Raw genomic sequence first — 20,415 nt, 5'->3', positions numbered from 1 at the left:
TTTTACACCTTAATTTACCATTTTGAAAGAATTTTAATAGATTGATATAAAATGAAGTTAATGTTACTCGAATATGGGATTTCTCGCTCATCCGCGACATAACGCAAAAAACCGGCCGCAACGATATTCGTTGCGGCCGGCTTCCGTTCGCCTGCATTCCGTATCCGTATTAGTTACCGCCGACGCGGGACAAATCTCTCATGTTCGCTTCGAACGCAGCAAGCAAGGCTTGTTCCCCGCTCAAGCCTTGGGCTTGAACTTTGGCGATCTGCTCCATCATCCTTTTGTAGTCTTTCGGGATGACTTTTACGAATTTCCCCGTCACGTTCGGCCAGTCCTCCAGTACGCGCCGACCGAGATCGCTGTCCGTATATTCCACGTGTTTGGCGATCATCGCCCGTACTTGGGCAGTTTCCGCTTCGTCTTCCAACGCCTCCAGCCCCACCATCTCGAAGTTGCAGCGATTGACGAATTGGCCGTCCCAGTCGATCACGTAGGCGATACCGCCGGACATTCCCGCCGCGAAATTACGTCCGGTTTTGCCGAGTACGACGACGCGTCCTCCCGTCATGTATTCGCAGCCGTGGTCTCCCACTCCCTCTACGACGACGCTCACGCCGCTATTACGAACCGCGAAGCGTTCGCCCGCCGCGCCGCGAATATAAGCTTCACCGCTTGTCGCGCCATACAAGGCCGTATTGCCGATAATGACGTTGTCTTCCGCTACGAAAGAAGATTTCGAGGACGGATAGACCGCGATTTTACCTCCGGACAATCCTTTGCCCACATAGTCGTTCGAGTCGCCTTCAAGCGTCAGCGTCATCCCTTTCGGCATGAACGCGCCGAAGCTTTGTCCGGCCGTTCCGACGAAATGGAACTTGATCGTGTCTTCCGGCAAGCCGTCCTTGCCGTAACGTTTCGTCACTTCCGAGCCGACGATCGTTCCGACGACGCGGTTCGTGTTCTTGATCGGGAACGTTCCGGTTACGGACCGCTTGTCGTTCAATGCCGGAGCCGCGGCGTCGAGCAACGTCGTCATGTCGAGCGACTCCTCGAGCAGATGGTGCTGGCCTTTGGCATTGTGACGGTAAGAGCCTTCCGGCAATTCCGGCATATGCAAGAGCGGCGTCAGATCGATCCCTTGCGTCTTGTAGTGTCCGATCGCCATTTTCGTATCCAATCGATCCACGCGTCCGACCATCTCTTCGACGGTACGGAAGCCGAGTTGCGCCATGATCTCGCGGTATTCTTGCGCCACGAATTTCATGAAGTTAACGGCATGCTCCGGATCGCCCATGAACTTCTTGCGAAGCTCCGGATTTTGCGTAGCGACGCCGACCGGGCACGTATCCAACTGGCAGACGCGCATCATGATGCAACCGAGAACGACGAGCGGCGCCGTCGAGAAGCCGAATTCTTCCGCTCCGAGCAAAGTCGCGATCGCGATATCGCGGCCCGTCATCATTTTGCCGTCTGTTTCCACGACGACGCGGTCGCGCAAGTTGTTCAAGATAAGCGTTTGATGAGTCTCGGCAAGTCCGAGCTCCCACGGCAAGCCCGCATGTCGGATCGAGCCGATCGGAGAAGCGCCCGTACCTCCATCATAACCGCTGACGAGGATAACGTCCGCGCGCCCTTTGGCAACGCCGGCCGCTATCGTGCCTACGCCGACTTCGGATACGAGCTTCACGTTAATGCGAGCGCGTGGGTTCGCGTTCTTCAAGTCGTGAATGAGCTCGGCCAAGTCTTCGATCGAGTAAATATCGTGATGCGGCGGCGGCGAAATCAGGCCTACGCCCGGAGTCGTTCCCCGAACTTCGGCTACCCATGGATACACCTTCCGTCCCATGAGCTGGCCGCCTTCGCCCGGCTTGGCGCCTTGTGCCATCTTGATCTGAATTTCTTCCGCGTTGGACAAATAATAGCTCGTTACGCCGAAACGGCCCGAAGCGACTTGCTTGATCGCGCTGCGGCGAGAATCGCCGTTGTTATCCGGAATGTAACGCGCGGAATCTTCGCCGCCTTCTCCGGAGTTCGACTTCCCGCCGATGCGGTTCATCGCGATCGCGAGCGATTCGTGCGCTTCCTTGCTGATCGATCCGAACGACATGGCACCGGTTTTGAACCGCTTAAAGATCGATTCGATCGATTCGACTTCTTCAATCGGTACGGGAGGCTGATCGAAGTTGAATTTCAACAACGAACGCAACGTGCGAACTTCTTCGTATTCGCCTTGAACGAGCGCCGAATATTTTTTGTACGTGTCGTAATTGCCCGTGCGGGTCGCAATCTGAAGCGTATGGATCGTCTGCGGATTAAACAGATGATCCTCGCCGCCTTTACGCCATTGGTAATCTCCGCCGGAATCCAGTTCGCGCTCCGCTCCCTCTTGTTTGGAGAAGGCGCGCTCGTGGGCGACAAGCGTCTCTTGCGTGATGACGTCGAAGCCGACGCCTTGAATGCGCGATGCCGTGCCCGTGAAATATTGTCCGATAACTTCCGAATTTAAACCGACCGCTTCGAAGATTTGCGCTCCGCGGTACGATTGAATCGTGGAAATTCCCATCTTGGACAATACTTTCACGACGCCTTTGGTCGCGGCTTTGATGAAGTTCTTGACCGCTTTCTCATGCGAGACGTTGCGGATCATGCCTTGGCGAATCAGATCGTCAAGCGTCTCGAACGCCAAGTACGGGTTCACCGCGCTTACTCCGTAACCAAGCAGCAACGCGAAATGGTGAACTTCGCGCGGTTCTCCGGACTCGAGCAGAATGCTGACCTTCGTCCGCGTGCCTTGACGGATCAAGTGGTGGTGCAACGTAGATACCGCCAACAAGGAAGGAATAGCCGCATTATCGGCATCCACGCCTCGATCAGACAGGATCAGAATGTTGTGTCCTTTGGAAATCAAGCGATCCGCGGCGTCGCACAGCAACTGAAGCGCGCTACGAAGGCCGGCTTCCCCTTCCTTCGCTTCGAAGAAAATCGGCAAAGTGATGGATTTGAAGCCAGGACGATGAACGTGCCGCAGCTTCGCGAATTCTTCATTAGATAGAATCGGCGTATAGAGCCGAATCTGACGGCAGCTTTCCGGTTCCGGATTGAGCAGGTTGCGCTCGGGACCGACCGTCGTATAAGTCGAAGTAACGATTTCCTCCCGGATCGCGTCGATCGGCGGATTCGTTACTTGCGCGAACAATTGCTTGAAGTAGTTAAACAAACGCTGAGGCTTCTCCGAGAGCACTGCCAACGGGGAATCGTACCCCATGGACGCGAGCGGCTCTACGCCGGTAAGGGCCATAGGCTCCATTACTTTGCGAATATCCTCGAACGTGTAGCCGAACGCTTGCTGGCGAAGCTGGACCGTGTCGTGATCCGGCTCTGGCAGTTCGGCGGCTTCCGGAAGGTCTTCCAGATCGACGAGATGGTCGTTCAACCATTCGCGGTAAGGGTGCTCCGTTACGATCGAACGCTTCACTTCCTCGTCGGAGATGATGCGTCCTTCCTTCGTATCTACGAGCAGAATGCGTCCCGGACGCAGACGGTCCTTGAGAATAATATCCTCTTCTGGCAAATCCACGACTCCCGCTTCGGATGCAAGTACGATCAGATCGTCCTTCGTCACGTAATAACGAGCCGGACGTAATCCATTGCGGTCAAGGATCGCGCCGATTTGCACGCCGTCCGTGAAGCCGACCGCCGCAGGGCCGTCCCATGGCTCCATCAAACAAGCATGGTATTCGTAGAAAGCCCTTTTCTCTTCGTCCATGTGCTCGTCGTTCTGCCACGGTTCCGGAACCATCATCATCGCGGCGTGTGCCATCGAACGGCCGGACAAATACATAAATTCGAAGGTATTATCGAACATCGCCGTGTCGGAGCCATCCGGAGCGATAACGGGTTTTACTTTCTTCAGGTCGTCTCCGAACAACTCGGATTGGAACAACGTTTGGCGGGCGCGCATCCAATTTACGTTACCTTGCAACGTATTGATCTCGCCGTTGTGGATCAAGTAGTTGAACGGATGAGCTCTCTCCCAGCTCGGGAACGTGTTCGTACTGAAACGGGAGTGAACGAGCGCCATCGCCGTATCGAGAGTAGGATCGCGCAGCTCGGGATAGAACAGTCCGACTTGCTCGGTGGTCAACATTCCTTTGTAGACGATTTTCTTGCTCGACAGGCTTGGGAAGTAGAACATGTCCGCGCCTTCGATGCCGGAATAGCGAATCGCCTGCTCCGCGCGCTTGCGGATGACGTACAGCTTGCGCTCGAACGCCATGTCGCTTGCCAACGCGGCCGAGCGTGCGATGAACGCTTGACGTACGAATGGCTTTACCTTCTTCGAGGATTGGCCCAGTGATTCATCGTTCGTCGGAACCGTGCGCCAGCCCAACATGGATTGGCCTTCTTCGGCGATAATGCCTTCGAAGATCGCTTCGTGATTGCGGCGTGCGGATTCCTCTTGCGGCAAGAACACCATCGCTACGGCATATTGGCCGACTTCCGGTAGCTCGAAGCCGAGCTTGGCCGTCTCGGCCGAGAAAAAGCGATGCGGAATTTGCAATAGAATTCCGGCTCCGTCGCCGGTGCTCGGTTCGCTGCCTTGGCCGCCCCGGTGCTCCATATTGAAAAGCAAAGTTAGCGCTTGTTCGACGATCTCGTGCGATTTCCGTCCTTTGATATGCGCGACAAACCCCATGCCGCATGCGTCTTTCTCGAACTGCGGGTCATACATCCCCTGTTTGACGGGTAGACCTTTACGCATCTCTATCATGTATATCAACCTTTCTATACGCAGTTTAGGAAATTAAGCAAATACGGCTTCAAATCCCATTCCATATGACCTAGAATAGAGTTTATGGAGGAAACCGACGGGAACAACGGGGGATTTGAACGTAATCGTGGGTAATCGCGGCGACAATTCATAATTATTCTGCTAATTTATTAAAAATTATTTTACCACCGCCGAAAGAACGATAGCAATTTAATCTTTTTTATTATGTCGATAACCGTTGCTATGTGCCGACTGATTTTTATTACCATATTGAATTGAAGCTGGGGAGGATTTATTCAGTGAAAATCAACATTCGCAAACCGATAATGGTTGTACTATCTGCTGTCCTGGCAGTAAGCGGGTTATCCGCGGCGGCGGCTGCCGGTAACGACGCAACAGCCTCCGGTCAACCTTATCGGATCGTCGCTCTAGGCGACTCCATTACCGTCGGTTATGAACCGAAAATGGATCTAAAATCCGTTCCTTACGGTTACGTTGACCGCTTGTACGATCAAGCGCTGTTCCACGGACGTTCCGAGCTCGCGAATTACGGCATCATGGGCTTAACTACGTCAGGCCTAACGAACTTGCTGCAAGGGGCGGCGGATGGCAAACCGTTACAATCGGCCGATTTGCAGGATTTCTCGTCTTTCCTCCCGGATGTCGCACAACAAGCGGACACCGTAGCGAAGCAAACCAGGCAACTATCGAGCGATCTCGCACAGGCGAATCTCGTCGTCATGACGATCGGCGCCAACGATTTCGGCGGGATCATCAAAGCTGCGAAAGACCAGCCTACGGAGTCTGCACGTAAAATTATACAGGACACTTCCGCCGAAACAATGAATAAATATACAGAAGATTTAGATAAAGTGATGAGTCAGTTGCACAAACTCGCTCCCGAAGCGCAGATCGTGCTGGCTGATCAGTACCTTCCGCTAATGAAAACACATGAATTGTATAAGGATCTGTGGCTGGTCGCCCAAACCTTGTCCACCTCCTTGGATACCTTCGCAACGACGGAAAATAACAAAGGAATACCGGTGAAGATCGTGCACGTGTCCGCTTTGTTCGAAGGCAAGCAAAGCTCGTATACGCACTTCAATTTAATGGAGGAATTCGACACCCATCCTACCCAAGCCGGTTACGAGGTCATCGCTAAAGCATTCGCGGATACGGTTTGGAAGGACTACCGCAAGCTTGCTCCTAGAGAAACCAACGTACCTCTTTCCATCGTCATTAACGGCAAGGAGCCTAGCAACAAGCCTACGGTTAAAAACAATACAACGTTCCTTGCCCTAACGGACGTCGCGGAAGCAGTAGGCGCCAAGGTGCAATGGATCCAGAAAACCAAGACGGCGGTGTTCTCCAAGGACGGTAAAGAAGTCGTCATTCAAGTCGGCGCCAAATCCATCGTCGTGAACGGAACTACTCAACCGCTGACAACGCCTGCTTACTTCCAGCAGGTGGGCAAAACCCAGAAAACCTACGTACCGCTCGCCGTCATCAGCGCCGGGTTGGATTATCAAGTCGTCTTCCGCAAAAATCTGCTCGCCGCATTCATTAATTCCTAATAGCATACCCAAGAAAGCCAAAAAAAGGCTCCTTCGATCATCGATCGAAGGAGCCTTTTCCAATTGGGTAATTTACTTCACGGTGACGCGAATCGTGACCGTCTTGCCGCCGAACGCCGCCTTGATCGTCGCCGTTCCTTTGCCTTTAGCCGTGATCCTGCCGTCGTCGACGGTCGCTACCGTCGCTTTAGAGGTCGTCCATACCGCTTGAGTCGTGGCGCTGAGGCTCTTGCCGTTCTCATAGAGGGATGTAAGGCTAATGCTCGTTTGTTCGCCGATTGCCGAGCTTACCGATGTTACGGAAGCCGTGAGCTTCGAAAGTTTAGCCGTAATGACGTATGGGAGCTCCAACGATTTTCCTTGAATCGTAGCCGTCAGTTTACCGCTTCCCTCGACCAGCGCCTTAGCGGAAGCGCCTTTAATGGTCATGTGCTCCGGAGTGGAAGCTTCCCAATCGATCCGGGAGCCTAACGAAACCTTTTTGCCGCTCTTCGTCGTTCCCGTTACTTTAATCGTTTGGGACTTATTTAGAGTAAGGCTGATCTTTGTCGGCGCGATTTCGAAGGACACATACTCTTCTTCCACCGTCACTTTAACCTTAACCGTCTTGCCGAGATACGTCCCGGTCAAAGTAGCCGTAGCCGAGAGCAATCCTCGCATCGTTTTTTCCTTTACCAATAAGTTAGCCGTAGAGGACTTCCACGCGACTTTATCGGTGATCGGTTCTTCCAGCCCGTTCTCGTATAGTAATGTCACCGTCGGCAAAGTGACTTCTTTGCCGATAACGACGCTAATATTATCCGAAGAAGCGACTAATGCCAGAATTTTATTGTGAACCTCGACTACGATCGTACTCTTGACGTTGTCGACCTCCGCCGTCAAAGTTGCCTTCCCGACCGCTACCGCCTTCCATTTCCCGTCTTCGACGGTGACGGCTTTCGTATTATCCGAAGTCCATTTCACTAATTTGCTAATATCTTTGGAATCGCCGGCCAACGTCTTTCCGGTTACGGCCGGAAGAGCGGCCGTATCTTCCACGAATACGTCGAGCGAATCCTTGGCAAACTCGACCGTAGTAATCGTAGGGAAGACGGTCACGGAAATCGTCTTCGTCAATCCCTTGTAGCTAACGGAGATCGATGCGGAGCCAGCGCCTTTAGGAACAACGTTGACTTTGGAGCTGGATTTTTCGATGACCGCAACGGCTTGATCCGCATCCGAAATCTTCCACTCCGCTAACAAAGATACGTCCTTCGGATCTTCTAATCCGCTTAAAGCAACAGCGGTTAAGTCGACTCCCGAGCTATTCAAAGTAAAATATACCGGCTTATCTGGAGTCACCTTCAGCGCTTCGAATTCCGTTCTGACGATAACGGTAACGGAAGCCGAAATCCCGTAACGCTTTGCGGTGATGACGGCCGTACCCGCTCCGACTGCGGTCATCTTGCCGTTCTCGTCTATCTTGGCGACCTTGGCGTTGCTGCTCGTCCAAATTTCGCTTTCGGTAATGGCTTCCGTACCGCCGGCTTTCAAGTTCGCTTGAGCCTTAAGCGTACGTACGGCGTCAACGTACAGGTCGATCGGACCATCTATTACTTTACCGGAGACGCTATCCATAATATCGATCGTCGAATAAGGAGTCGTGACGGTAAGAACAATGTTGCTTGATTTGCCTTTGTATTTAACCGTAATCGTAACCGTGCCCGCGGTAAGCAACGTAACTTTTCCTTCGCTCACCGTCGCTACCGCCGAGTTCGAGGTAGTCCATTGCGCGTTCGACGTAATATCGTCGTTCACCGTGCTCCCCTTGACGCCTCTTGCCGACAGATTCAATACCTTACCTAAAGTAATATCCTGTTTGTCGGGAGCATCAACTCCGGAAGACGTCTTTAGCTTCACGTCATCGTAGTAATATTCCGAGGTCACGATAAAAGTGTCCGACTTGTCTTTGTATTTAGCCGTAATCGTAGCCGACGACACGGCTCCGGACGCCGTAATAACGCCTTTGACGACCTTGACGGAAGTGGACGTCGAGGACCAGGTCGCATCCTCCGTGACATTCCTGGCAGCGTTAACTTTGTCTATTTGGGCGTAAGCATTCAAGATGATCGAATTATCATCTACGTATAATTTTCCGCTCTGCTGGTCGGGCGTAAGGTAAACCTCGGTCACGATCTCATCCGCCGCGGATACGACTCCGCCGAACGAGCCCCCGATCATTCCGATGATTAGGAACATCGCCAGAACGCGATGAAACATGTTGCTGGGACGGGACGACAGGGTCTGATGTCTAGCTGTTGTGCTCCACATTTTCATTGTTAAGCAGTTCCTCCATAGGCATGTATTCATTGCGGTACTCTACCTTTATAACGGCTATCTCGACCGATTCCTGAAGATGGAAAACGGAATTTCCCGAATTTCACGCGCAAAAAAGCCACCCCTAGGTCAAGTTGACTACAGGGACGGCTTCATTCGACATATCGATGACGAAAAAACGGGACTTTAGTGGCGGTTCACATTCCGTAGTCTTGTCGTACGATTTCCAGCTTCTCCAAGCACAGCTCTGCCCAACGTTTCATGCGGTCGATTCGCTCCATCTCGATGCCGAGCGCCGTACGCAGAGAGTCCCTATAATCCGGAATCGCGCCAGTATAAGGCTGCGCGGTCTGAGCCGGCACCCATACTTTCTCGGTATAGGATAATGCCTTTCTCTCATGGAAGAGAGCTACGTCCGGTTCGTAGGAGCTATGCAAGTCTCCCTGCGTCGGGTGTTGAAGGACGGCCAACACTTTCACGAGAACTCTGCGCTCGTCGCGATCGATCGCTTCTCCGACATAATTCCCCGTTTTATAGCTTATTTTCACAATTTGCGACGTTTCGCCGGTTTGGTCCATTGTAAAGAATTCCCCCTTAAGCTTGTTTCTTATCATTGTACCACTTGTTACTGAACCCGCTTCAGCGTAATATGGAAGTAGGTAAAGTGGAGGATTATTTCTTATGCGTAAAAAACGAGTTCTGCTGCTTTCCGAAGGTTTCGGTACCGGACATACGCAAGCCGCATATGCGCTCGCAGTCGGGCTGCGCCAGCTTTCGCCGCGAATTCAGACGCGCGTCATCGAACTGGGCACCTTCCTGAATCCCATCATCGGCCCGCTGATTTTGTCCGCTTATCGCAAGACCGTGAGCAAACAGCCCAAGCTGGTCGGTAAGATGTACCGCAGCGGCTATCATAAATCTTTAAACCGAGTTACGCAATTCGCGTTGCACCGACTGTTCTACAATCAAGTATCCGACGTCGTCCGTCAGTTGAAGCCGGACTCCATCGTCTGCACGCATCCGATTCCTAACGCCGTCGTCAGCCGGTTAAAAAGGTTAGGCCTGGATGTCCCTTTGTATACGCTTATAACGGATTACGACGCTCACGCGACTTGGACGAACCCCGAGGTCAATACTTATTTGGTCAGCACCCCTGCGGTTCGGAACAAATTGATCGCGCGAGGCGTACCTCCTACTTCCATAGAAGTGACCGGAATTCCCGTGCATCCGAATTTCTGGCACCCGCACGATCGGGCGGAAGCTCTCTCGCAATTCCAATTAAAAGACATGCCGACCGTTCTCGTTATGGGCGGCGGTTGGGGACTTCTCTACGGCGAAGAGCTCGTCGAATATATGGCAGGATATGCAGAGAAGGTCCAACTTATCCTATGCATGGGCAATAACGAGAAAGCCCGGGAGAAGCTGCTCTCCGATCCGCGCTTCCAGCACCCCAACGTGCACGTAATCGGATACACGAAGGAAATCAGCAAGCTGATGGACGTGTCCGATCTGCTCGTTACGAAGCCGGGCGGCATGACCTGCACGGAAGGTATGGCCAAAGGCATTCCGATGCTCTTCTACGAGCCGATCCCGGGTCAAGAAGAAGAGAACGCCGAGTACTTCGTCACTCACGGCTTCGGCGAGCTAATGACGAACACGGAGACGATCGACCGTTGGTTCCGGCTAATTCAAGAGCCGTACGCCGCCGACCAGCATCGCGACGCTCTGCTCGCTCTTCGCAACGCCGAATACCATCCCGCCAAGTGCTCGGAAGCCGTATTGGCTTTAATGGATTAAGCAAGACTCGTATTGCCGAACAACAAACAAGCATCCCCGACCACTGGCGTGGAAGGTGATGCTTGTTTCATTCAGCGGATGATTTTACGGTATTGCAGAGGCGTATAGCCCGTCATTTTCTTGAACGTTCGGGTAAAATGGGACAAGTTGTCGTAACCGAGGTTGTTCATGATGTGGCCGATTCGCAACTCCGATTGCGTCAGCATTACCTTGGCGCGTTCGATTCGTTGCTGAACGATGTACTCGGATAGCGATAATCCGGTTTTTTTACGGAAAAATCGGGACAAATAAGCGGGATGGAAATGTACGAAATCCGCGATTTTCTCGCGGGACAGCTGGTCCAACAAATTCTCTTCGATGTAGTCGAAAACTTGCCGAATAATCGCGTCGTCCGAATGTCGATCTTGCCGCATGTGCAGCAATCGCCCGAAATCGTTCGACTGCGGCTGTTTGTTTTCCGGTTCATTCCGATTATCCAGCGCCAACTCCTTCATGGGTACGGTCTCTCCGATATCGATATCGACATCGGCATACAGAGATGCTTTGGCGAATTTACGCAGTTGCCTGCAACGATGCTCCACTCCGGATAAAATCTGATTTTGCGCGGGTAATCCGAACAGAAAAACAGCCGCACCGTGCCTAATGCGCACAGTGGCTCCCGACAAAGGATGCCTGATTAATTCATCGGTCGCATTGCATAATGCATACTCCAACAAATTGCGTTCATGTTCGGGTAATGGAATACTCCATCTTCTTACCGAAATCCGAATAGGCAATATCCAACTGCTGTATTCCGTTTTCCCATTATCCATCCGTTCACCCCTTCGAAGCGGCCGTTTCACCCCAAGCCCCGCGACTCCTCACCCCTCATTTCCGATTTATATAACAATTATACAATAAAAGGATTCGCTTCATCTAGCTACTCCGATGACCTGCCTAACACTAATGTGACTTCATCAACCTCGGCTCGCGATTATGACGGCTCCGTTCCCCAAACGAGGGTGCCGTTCTGGTAAAGCGTCACTTTGCTCCAGTCGGCAAAGGCCGTCTTCGTAGGATCGAACGAGTAGTCCCCGACTTCATTGAAGTTGGACCAATCTGCTTTCGCGATCCTCATTTGAATCTCGCCGCTTTGTCCGCCTGCCGCGATCGAACCGGCCGCGGTCGTAAACGAGACTTCCATATAGGTGTCCGCGCCTGTTCCCGAAGTGCTCGCGAAAATCGCGCTAACGTTGCCGCTGCCTGCCTGCGCCCAGTCGACGTAGTAATTCAGCGCTTGGGTGCCGTCCTTCGTGAAGTAGTATCGCAGCTTTAAGTTGCTTAAGCTGACGGCGGTCGTGCCGGTGTTCTTGATATTGAAGTGCGGTCCGATCTGGTTATCGGTCGCGTTCGTGTTGTTGGCTTTGTATTGCACGACAAGGCTGCCCGTGCCGGTGCCGCCGCCCGCGCTCGGCGTCGCGCTCGATTGCGCGGAGTTGGCGCTTTGACCCGCGCTGTTCGAAGCACTGACGACGTAATAATACGTCGTGCCGTTCGTCAGTCCCGTATTCGTATAACTTGTCGTCGTCACGCCCGTCGCCACGTTCGTGTACGGACCGCCGCTCGTCGTCGCGCGTTTGACCGTGTAGCTCGTCGCGCCGCTCGACGCCGTCCAGCTCAAGGCGACTTGCGCGTTGCCCCCCGTTGCGGTTAAGCCCGTCGGAGCTGCGGGTATCGTTACTCCTGCGCTCGGCGTCGCGCTAGCTTGCGTGGAGTTCACGCTTTCGCCCGCGCTGTTCGACGCGCTGACGACGTAATAATACGTCGTGCCGTTCGTCAGTCCCGTATTCGTATAGCTTGTTGCCGTTACGCCAGTCGCCACGTTCGTGTACGGTCCGCCGCTCGTCGTCGCGCGTTTGACCGTGTAGCTCGTCGCGCCGCTCGACGCCGTCCAGCTCAAGGCGACTTGCGCGTTGCCCGCCGTTGCCGTTAGGCTCGTCGGCGCCGCCGGAACCGGAGTACCGCTTCCCGCCAGCATTTTGGAACGGACATATTGCCCGGACGTCGTTAATTGGGCAGACGTCCATCCGCCGTTTACGCTCGCGCTTGGGAGCAGCGCCGCCGAAGATTCGGCTTTAGTGGACAACGACCAGTTGGCCCAACTGATTTTGTTGCTGTCTAGGAAATTCAGCCATTCCGTCGATTGCGTCGGGTAGGGTCCGCCATCCCCCGAAGCGCTGCTCGTTCCCCACTCCGTCGCGAAAATGGCGATGCCTTTATTGCGCGCATACGTTACTTTATCGCGCAGCGATTGGCCGTGCGTTCCCGCATAGAAGTGAACGGAATACATAACGTTGCTGTAAGACAGGGGGCTATCCGCGGCCTGGTCCACGTCTTGGCTCCAATTGCCGGTGCCGACGATGATGATGTTGTCGGGATCGATCGCCCGGATGGCCGGAATGATTTCCTGAGCGTAAGGTTTGATTTGGCCGCTCCAGCTCACGCCGTTCGGCTCGTTGCATATTTCGTAGATGACGTTAGGATAAGAGCCGTATAGCGTGGCCATCTCTTGAAAAAACGCTTTTGCCTGCGTTTTATAGGTGTTCGGATCCCCATCCGATAAAATATGCCAGTCAATAATGACGTATATGCCAAGGTCGATGGCCGCTTGTACGGCTTCCTTCACTTTGTCCTTCAAGGAAGGATTGCTGATATATCCGTTTTCCGCCGTATACATCGCTACCCGGAACAAAGACGCATCCCAATCGTCCCTAAGCCATTGAATGCTGTTTTTATTCACGTAATTCCCGTAATACTGGAGTCCATGGGAACTCATGCCTTTTAATTGAATCGGCGTTCCGGCTTGGCTGACCAGTTGGTTGCCGACGACTTTGATTTGTCCGTATGCGGGAACGACGGGACCTGCGGCGTAACTGTTGCCCGTGCCGAGCGGAAACAGCAGGGCAACGGCCAATGCCAGAATCAACAAGGTCGCATAGAAGCGTTTATTGCGCTCGATAGACATATCGGTTTTCCTCCCCTTGGCTTAAAAGCTAAAAGCGGGTTGATCGCTCCCGGTCCTGAACGGTCAGGAACGATCGGAACGATCAACCCTCCTATTAGATCGTTTTAAGGCTCGATACCCCATGCAAGCGTGCCGTTCAAGAAGAGCGTTGCTTTGTTCCAATCCACGTAAGCCGCTTTCGTGCCGTCGAAGGAATAGTCATCGTTCTCGTTAAAGTTCGACCAGTCGGTTTTGGCGACGCGGACTTGAATGTCGCCGCTTTGCCCGCCCGCCGCGATCGATCCTGCCGCGGCGTTAAACGAAATTTCCAAATACGTGTCCGCGCCGGTTTTCGCCGGGCTAATCGTTACGAACGCGCCGCTAATGTTGCTCGTTCCGACTTGCGCATAGTCGCAGTAGAAATTCAAGCTGGAGTTCGTGTCTTTCGTAAAATAGTAGCGCAGCTTTACGTTGCTCAGACTAACCGCGGTCGTGCCGGTGTTCTTGATGTTGAAATGCGGTCCGAGTTGGTTATCAGTCGCATTGGTATTACCTGCTTTGTACTGTACGACAAGACTGCTCGTGCCGCTACCTGCGCTTGGCGTCGCACTTGCTTGCGTGGAATTGGCGCTTTCCCCCGCGCTATTCGACGCGCTGACCACGTAATAATACGTCGTGCCGTTCGTCAGCCCCGTGTTCGTATAGCTCGTTGCCGTGACGCCCGCCGCCACGTTCGTGTACGGTCCTCCGCTCGTCGTCGCGCGTTTGACCGTGTAGCTGGTAGCGCCGCTCGACGCCGTCCAGCTTAGCGCGGCTTGCGCATTGCCCGCCGTTGCGGTTAAGCCCGTCGGAGCTGCGGGTATTGTTACCCCTGTGCTTGGCGTCGCGCTCGCTTGCGTGGAATTGGTGCTTTCGCCCGCGCTATTCGACGCGCTGACCACGTAATAATACGTCGTGCCGTTCGTCAGTCCCGTATTCGTATAGCTCGTTGCCGTGACGCCCGTCGCCACGTTCGTGTACGGTCCTCCGCTCGTCGTTGCGCGTTTGACCGTGTAGCTGGTCGCGCCGCTCGACGCCGTCCAGCTTAGCGCGACTTGCGCGTTGCCCGCCGTTGCGGTTAAGCCCGTCGGAGCCGCGGGTATCGTTACGCCTGTGCTTGGAGTCGCGCTCGCTTGCGTGGAATTGGCGCTTTCGCCCGCGCTATTCGACGCGCTGACCACGTAATAATACGTCGTGCCGTTCGTCAGTCCCGTATTCGTATAGCTCGTTGCCGTGACGCCTGTCGCCACGTTCGTGTACGGCCCGCCGCTTGTCGTCGCGCGTTTGACCGTATAGCTCGTCGCGCCGCTCGACGCCGTCCAGCTTAGTGCCACTTGTGCGTTGCCCGCCGTTGCGGTTAAGCCCGTCGGGGCTGCAGGTATCGTTACCCCTGCGGTCGGCGTCGCGCTCGCTTGGGTAGAATTGGCGCTTGCGCCCGCGCTGTTCGACGCGCTGACCACATAATAATACGTCGTACCGTTCGTCAGTCCCGTATTCGTATAGCTCGTTGCCGTGACGCCCGTCGCTACGTTCGTGTACGGCCCGCCGCTTGTCGTCGCGCGTTTGACCGTGTAGCTCGTCGCACCGCTCGACGCCGTCCAGCTTAGCGCGACTTGCGCGTTGCCTGCCGTTGCCGTTAAGCCCGTCGGAGCCGCGGGTACAGTCACCGTGCCTCCAGGGATAACCGGGTAGGCATTCTGCACGAGTTGGACGAACTGGCTATGGAACCAGTGGCCCGATACCGGAGCGTTCGGTAAAGCGCCCGTCAACGTGCCGTTTGCATTCGTGTAGGTCGGGTCGCACATTCTGTCGAAGCCTTTGCCCTCGTCGTTCGCGATTTCCGAGCTGGCCCCATCCGACTCGCCTGGCGGCTTCACCCATACGAACGCATCAAGATGCGATGCCGCATAACCAGCCGGCGAAGCTTGAGGCGGTTGGCCCATGCCCGCTCCGCTTGGATTACACCAATTTCCGCGGTGGAGGCGTTTATCGATACGGCCCGAATCCGCATAGGCGTCGACGGTCGTGCCGCTCGCGCCAGTCGGCCGGTTCGGGCCGCCCCAGCCGTTGCGAGAGGTATCAACGAGGAATCCGATGCTGGCCGGCCAGCCTTTCGCAACGAACCCGCTATACAATGCCGCCGTGAAGTCCGCTTCGTCGAAGTACGGGTTCCATTCGTAATATTTCGCCGACTTTAGTTGAGCCCCGTTAATCGTCAGATCCGGATTCGGCAAGTTCGGTTCCTCCAGCGGCGTAGTGTTAGCCGTGTCGCTGATAAAACCGTCTACGCTTGCGAGTCCTGCCGAGGTTCCACCCACGACAGTGGTGAACAGATCGATAGTTGGTTGACGGTTGGAATCCCAACCGAGCCATCCGGAGTGGCCGATGTCCATATAGGTGTAGACATTCGGAATCGCGTGCAATTTATCGAGCGCATAACGGGTTGCATCCCGGTAAATGTTCGTGGAATTCGCTTGAGCGCAACGTTGGTCGCTCAAGTTCGTCACGAGGTTAGGCAGGGAGTCCGGCTCGATAACCGTGACAATCCGAATGTTCTGGTATTTCGTATCGGCGAACACCGCGGCGATCGGGTCGATGTACTGGGTTTTGTAAGTTTGCAAACCCGCCGCCGTCAACGGCAGCTCTCCATTCGACGCCAAAGCGTGACAGTCGCGACCCGGCAAATCATAAATAACGAACGTTACCGTAATCGGCGTGTTTCCTTGCTTCTGCGCGAGCACGGCGTCGAGGGTCTGCGCCAGGCTCTTGCGGCCTCCGTTGGCGGCGCCGCCGGCAATGGCCACGATGCGGTCAAGCCAGACGGCCGTCGGATAAGTTTTGACCGTCTGCATTTTCGCGATCAGGTTGCTGTCGCTGACTTGTGCGATCGACGTATCGATTAACGCCGCATAGTCGGGATTCACGTAGGCCGTCGCTCCCGCGAACGGATTGTCGACATGCGATTCGGCAGAAGCGCTCTTAATCCCTACAGATATGAAACTGCTCAACACTAGCGCGAGAATGACCAAAAGCATCGTGGAACGTTTCGTTAAAGCCGTTGCCATTTGTACTCAGCTCCTTTGGATTTTGTTCGATAAGATTTAAGGTTCGATTCCCCATGCGAGCGTGCCGTTCTGATAAACCGTTACTTTGTTCCAGTCCGCGTAGGAAGTTTTCGTGCCGTCGAAGGAATAATCATCGTTTTCATTAAAGTTCGACCAATCCGCTTTGGCCGCACGGACTTGAATGTCTCCGCTTTGCCCGCCTGCAGCGATCGATCCTGCCGCGGCGTTAAACGAAATTTCCAAATACGTGTCCGCTCCGGTTTTTGCCGGATTGATCGTAACGAACGCGCCGCTGACGTTGCTCGTTCCGACTTGCGCATAGTCGCAGTAAAAGTTCAGGCTGGAATTGGTGTCTTTCGTGAAGTAATAGCGCAGCTTCAGGTTGCTCAAGCTGACGGCGGTCGTTCCCGTGTTCTTAATATTGAAGGTCGCATAGATCATGTTGTCGGTCGCGTTGGAGTTGCTTAGTTTGTACTGCGCGATCAGGCTGCCCGTGCCGGTACCCGCGCTTGGCGTCGCACTTGCTTGTGTCGAGTTCGCGCTTTCCCCCGCGCTATTCGACGCGCTGACCACGTAATAATACGTCGTGCCGTTCGTCAGCCCCGTGTTCGTATAGCTCGTTGCCGTCACGCCCGTCGCCACGTTCGTGTACGGTCCTCCGCTCGTCGTCGCGCGTTTGACCGTGTAGCTGGTAGCGCCGCTCGACGCCGTCCAACTTAGCGCGACTTGCGCGTTGCCCGCCGTTGCGGTTAAGCCCGTCGGAGCCGCGGGTATCGTTACCGCTGTCGAAGGCGTCGCGCTCGCTTGAGTCGAGTTCACGCTTTCCCCCGCGCTATTCGACGCGCTAACCACGTAATAATACGTCGTGCCGTTCGTTAACCCCGTGTTCGTATAGCTCGTTGCCGTTACGCCCGTCGCCACGTTCGTATAAGGGCCGCCGCTCGTCGTCGCGCGTTTGACCGTGTAGCTCGTCGCACCGCTCGATGCCGTCCAGCTCAACGCCGCTTGCGCGTTGCCCGCCGTTGCAGTTAAGCCCGTCGGTGCTGCAGGTATCGTTACCCCTGCGGTCGGCGTCGCGCTCGCTTGGGTAGAATTGCCGCTTGAGCCCGCGCTGTTCGATGCGCTGACCACGTAATAATACGTCGTGCCGTTCGTCAGTCCCGTATTCGTGTAGCTCGTTGCCGTTACGCCAGTCGCCACATTCGTGTAAGGTCCGCCGCTTGTCGTCGCGCGTTTGACCGTATAGCTCGTCGCGCCGCTCGACGCCGTCCAGCTTAGCGCCACTTGCGCATTGCCCGCCGTTGCGGTTAAGCCCGTCGGAGCCGCGGGTATCGTTACTCCTGCGGTCGGCGTCGCGCTAGCTTGCGTGGAATTGGTACTTTCGTCCGCGCTATTCGACGCGCTGACCACGTAATAATACGTCGTGCCGTTCGTCAGCCCCGTGTTCGTATAGCTCGTTGCCGTGACGCCCGTCGCCACGTTCGTGTAGGGTCCGCCGCTCGTTGTCGCGCGTTTGACCGTGTAGCTCGTCGCGCCGCTTGAAGCCGTCCAGCTCAGCGCCACTTGCGCGTTGCCTGCCGTTGCGGTTACGCCTGTCGGCGCGGCCGGCACAATCGGCGACGTCGATCCTCCGAGTAACCGGTCGTATTCCGCATAGGCCGTGGCGATATCGGCTTGCGCCCAGAAGCGGTGGTACTTAAAGGTCGGAACGCCGTTATCCCAAGTTTGAGTGGTCGCATTCCATGAAGTGTTGTACAGGTTCAATAAATAAGGCCATTTCGAATCTTGCGTAATTTTCGGACGCAATTGGGCGTAACTGATGTACACCCCATTGCCGCCTTTGGCCGGATCGGAAGGAATAGAGCCCGTTCCGGGAATCGTATTGCCTTGGCCGAACTTACCGGTCCATCCGTTCGGGAAATAAATTTCTTTGGTGAAAAACCGGTTGTAATCTTTGCGTTGCTCGTCGATCGCGATGCCGACGCCGTCATTGAAGTTCCATGCGACGCCAAGGAATTGGTCGGCCAACGTTTTGGCTTGATTGCCCAACGTCGAGAAGCTGCCCGTTTCCGCCTTCGTCCCCGCAGCGAAGAAGGAAAGCGCCTTGATATAGCTTCCAAGCACGCCGATATCCTGACTCGGATCTTTCGTAATGACATGGAAATTCGGATTGCCGGTAAAGGTCGCGTAGCTGTTCCAGTTATCAGGCTGACCGGTCCATTCCTGACCGCCCGGAATCGAGAATTGACCGGGAGCGGAAGTGGTCGCCACTGGCGGATTAAGGCCTCCGAGAATGCGCTGGCCGGAGGTGTTCAAGTAGTAACCGGCCGAATCGGTAACCGGTTTTTTATCTACGAACGAATAATCGATTGCCCAATCGATCCATTTCGTAATGACGTTTTTAGCCATTTTGAAGTTTTGCGAGGTCGTATCCCCGCTGGAAGCAAGAATGTAGTATAGCTCCGCAACCCGCTCTAACGGCCAAGCTTGGAAGCCGAACCAGGTGTTGGAGCCCGGATCGTGATAAACCGGGTTTTCCTGATAAGCCATGCCGTAAAATTTGCTTACGCCTGCCGGATAAGCGTTGTAGCTTCCGTTCCAGCTGTTCGTGGCGCCGCCGCCGATCGCTCCTTCGCTGGAGAGCAGCCAATTGTAAAACTCGAGCTGGCGCGTCAACGATGTGTTCCAGTCGGTTTGGCCGGTAGCCGATGACGGTGCGAGTCCGCCCGCCGTCGTTCCGAGAGCATAGGCCGCGACGGGATTTTGGTAAGCTTGGTGCGCGTGGCTGGAGCCGATCCGCCAAGCCCAATTGCCGTTGGAACCGAGCCCGCCACCCCAAGCGGTGTACCAAGCGAGCAAATACATATCGGAGTTTTTACCGCTTCCGGGCGTAGGAGTGCCGTTGCTAGCGCTGCCGATCTGTTCGAAGTACTTGTCGAACATGCCGTAGCGGAGGTAGTCTCCCATTTTTTTCGCTTTGTTGAGAATCGTCGTATTGTTAAAGCCCATTTGTTTCGCCCAATACATGACTTGGACGGCCCGCGCGTCCGCATCCGTGGCATCGGTATATTTCCATTGCGCGGCAGGAGCCGCCGACTCCCCGGTGAACAGGGACATAAAGCCTTCGTTCGTTTTGCCGAATGATTTGTTGTCTTGGGACGGGTGAGTGATCGCTTCGAAAACCGATTCCTGTTCCCCTCGCTGAAACGTATTGACGTAAGTCGCAGTATGGCTCGGATTCAACAAATTGCCGTAACCGTACCAATTATCCACGTCAATCAGCCAGTGCATCAGATACGTCTGGTTGTTGCCGTATGTCGCTTTCAGTTCGGCGTCCAGCGGGTCCGAGCCGGGCGCATACTGACCGGACAATTGCGACGGGTATTGATCGGGAAAAGGCTTTTCGGCCGCGTAAGTCGCCGGGCTGCTTGGATTATAGTAGTTCATCGTCGGTTGTTCTTCCGCGCCGTCACCCTCGTTAATCGGGATAATGTACTTCTCCATGTTGTTCCATGCCGCTTCCAGCTTGGTCCAGTCCCCCGTGTATCTGCCGTAAAGCGCCTCCAGCCACAGCCAGTAGCTGTAGGCCTCCGACGTCGACATATGGCCGTAATCGGGCGCTTCGCTGAGCAGCGTCTCGATGGAATGATAAGGAATTCCTTCCGGAGAGAAATAGCCGTTCGCCGGGTTTTTGATCTGGTTGTACAGCTGTAAAAATCTCGTCTCGTAAACGGTTGCGGCGGAAGCTTCCTTCGGCGCTGCCCACAAGCTTGCATACGCCGAAATAAGCATGGCTGCCGCGATCCACCATATCAATCCTTTCCGGTAGATGCCTTGAGACATGGTTTATTCCTCCTTAAATTGATT

Annotated in this window: 9 protein-coding genes; 2 read left to right on the top strand and 7 right to left on the bottom strand. The window is 54.7% G+C overall.

The window, feature by feature from the left end:
• Positions 1-169: 169 nt before the first annotated feature.
• Positions 170-4,774, bottom strand: coding sequence for a glutamate synthase large subunit (gene gltB, locus D7Z26_RS15715; RefSeq protein ID WP_120977917.1), 4,605 nt, complete (start codon positions 4,772-4,774; stop codon positions 170-172).
• A 299-nt stretch (positions 4,775-5,073) separates the two neighbouring features.
• Between gltB and D7Z26_RS15710 the strand changes: the two genes are divergently transcribed.
• Positions 5,074-6,348, top strand: coding sequence for a stalk domain-containing protein (locus D7Z26_RS15710; protein ID WP_120977916.1), 1,275 nt, complete (start codon positions 5,074-5,076; stop codon positions 6,346-6,348).
• Between the two features lie 72 nt (positions 6,349-6,420).
• Here D7Z26_RS15710 and D7Z26_RS15705 read toward each other — a convergent pair whose 3' ends face one another.
• Together D7Z26_RS15705 and kapB are read right to left on the bottom strand one after the other, a co-directional pair.
• Positions 6,421-8,664, bottom strand: a complete 2,244-nt coding sequence (locus D7Z26_RS15705; protein WP_120977915.1) for an Ig-like domain-containing protein — start codon at positions 8,662-8,664, stop codon at positions 6,421-6,423.
• A gap of 197 nt (positions 8,665-8,861) precedes the next feature.
• Positions 8,862-9,242, bottom strand: coding sequence for a sporulation phosphorelay system protein KapB (gene kapB, locus D7Z26_RS15700; protein WP_120977914.1), 381 nt, complete (start codon positions 9,240-9,242; stop codon positions 8,862-8,864).
• 103 nt (positions 9,243-9,345) lie between these two features.
• On the opposite strand from kapB, the gene D7Z26_RS15695 reads away from it, so the two are divergent.
• The gene (locus D7Z26_RS15695; RefSeq protein ID WP_120977913.1) at positions 9,346-10,461 is read left to right on the top strand and encodes an MGDG synthase family glycosyltransferase; all 1,116 of its coding nucleotides are present in this window, start codon (positions 9,346-9,348) and stop codon (positions 10,459-10,461) included.
• 71 nt (positions 10,462-10,532) lie between these two features.
• On the opposite strand, the gene D7Z26_RS15690 is transcribed toward D7Z26_RS15695, so the two are convergent.
• The 4 genes from D7Z26_RS15690 to D7Z26_RS15675 form a co-directional block, all read right to left on the bottom strand.
• Positions 10,533-11,273, bottom strand: coding sequence for a helix-turn-helix transcriptional regulator (locus tag D7Z26_RS15690; RefSeq protein ID WP_120977912.1), 741 nt, complete (start codon positions 11,271-11,273; stop codon positions 10,533-10,535).
• A gap of 161 nt (positions 11,274-11,434) precedes the next feature.
• A complete protein-coding gene (locus tag D7Z26_RS15685; protein WP_120977911.1) occupies positions 11,435-13,465 on the bottom strand; it encodes a cellulase family glycosylhydrolase in 2,031 nt (676 codons plus the stop codon).
• 104 nt (positions 13,466-13,569) lie between these two features.
• Complete coding sequence (locus D7Z26_RS15680; RefSeq protein ID WP_407643526.1) at positions 13,570-16,518, bottom strand: glycoside hydrolase family 6 protein; 2,949 nt, start codon at positions 16,516-16,518, stop codon at positions 13,570-13,572.
• A gap of 66 nt (positions 16,519-16,584) precedes the next feature.
• The gene (locus tag D7Z26_RS15675; RefSeq protein WP_120977909.1) at positions 16,585-20,391 is read right to left on the bottom strand and encodes a glycoside hydrolase family 48 protein; all 3,807 of its coding nucleotides are present in this window, start codon (positions 20,389-20,391) and stop codon (positions 16,585-16,587) included.
• Between the last annotated feature and the right edge of the window lie 24 nt (positions 20,392-20,415).

This window comes from Cohnella endophytica, from assembly GCF_003628305.1.
GTDB lineage: Bacteria > Bacillota > Bacilli > Paenibacillales > Paenibacillaceae > Cohnella > Cohnella endophytica.
The sequence above is the reverse complement of the archived record's forward strand: the minus strand, read 5'-3'. Positions and strand labels throughout refer to the sequence as shown.